The sequence below is a fragment of the Micromonospora globispora genome (genome assembly GCF_003857015.1).
GTDB classification, from domain to species: Bacteria; Actinomycetota; Actinomycetes; order Mycobacteriales; family Micromonosporaceae; genus Micromonospora; species Micromonospora globispora.
The window spans coordinates 1-1002 of sequence record NZ_QGGF01000742.1; the positions used below are offsets into that span (position 1 = coordinate 1).

General features: G+C 76.9%; 1 protein-coding gene and 1 pseudogene. One reads left to right on the plus strand and one right to left on the minus strand.

All coding sequences use genetic code 11. The features are described from left to right. On the plus strand, positions 1–602 hold a 602-nt coding region (locus DKL51_RS33140), incomplete at its 5' end, for a DUF1028 domain-containing protein (protein WP_124813226.1). A 90-nt stretch (positions 603–692) separates the two neighbouring features. On the opposite strand, the pseudogene DKL51_RS33145 reads toward DKL51_RS33140, so the two are convergent. Further along, positions 693–1002: pseudogene (locus DKL51_RS33145) on the minus strand (maleylpyruvate isomerase N-terminal domain-containing protein); the annotation flags it as partial.

The following is a 1002-nucleotide window of genomic DNA, read 5'->3' on the forward strand; positions in this document are numbered from 1 at the left end:
TACCCGGGCGCCCCGACCACCCCGAGCTGCCGGTCGTCCCGGCCGGGGTCGGCGGGCAGGCCGGGGACGGCTGGGCCGCGCAGGGCAACATCCTGGCCGGCCCGCACGTCATCGACGCGGTCCGGGACGCCTGGCTGGGCGGGGTCGAGCTGCCATTCCCGCAGCGGCTGCTCGGCGCGCTGCACGCCGGTGACCGGGCCGGTGGCGACCGGCGTGGTCGGCAGAGCGCCGGCCTGCTGGTGGTCGAGCGGCACGGCGGGTACGCGGGCACCGGCGACACCCTGATCGACCTGCGGGTGGACGACCACCCCGATCCGGTGACCGAGCTGGCGCGGCTGCTCGACACGCACACGATGCTCTTCGGCAAGCCCGACCCGGCCACCCTGCGGGACCTGACCGGGCCGCTGGCGGACGAGGTCGCCGGCCTGCTGGCGGCCGTCGGCCACCCGGTGGGCGGGGCCGGCCTGGACGACGCGCTCGCCTCCTGGGCCGGTGTGGAGAACCTCGAGGAGCGGTTGGTCCTCGGCCGGATCGACCCGATCGTCCTGGATCACCTGCGCCGCACCGCCCCGCACGCACCGGCCGCCCGCGTCGGCGACTGACCCGCGCTCGGATGTGATCCGGGCCGCCGCCCAGGTCCGGTCCCGGATCGCGTCGATCCGCATCCCGCACGACCGGCGGAGCGGCCCGGATCAGCCGCCGAAGGAGAGCCAGCGGACGCCAACGGCCTCGACGAGGGTCCGCTCCCGGTTGGTCAGCTCGACCCGGCCGGTGGCCTTGCCGATCAGCGTGAGCGGGTCCCAGCCGAGCTCGGCGGGAACGGGCCGGCCGCCGGTCAGCAGGTCGGCCACCACACTGGCCGCGGTCGGGGTCAGCCAGGGCCGGCGGTCCAGCGCCGCGGCCAGGTCCAGGCCGTGCACCCCGACCTCCACCACCCGGGTACGCAGAAACTCGGTGAGGGTCATCGGGTCGCCGTGCCGGGTCCGGACCAGCCGCCCGGGC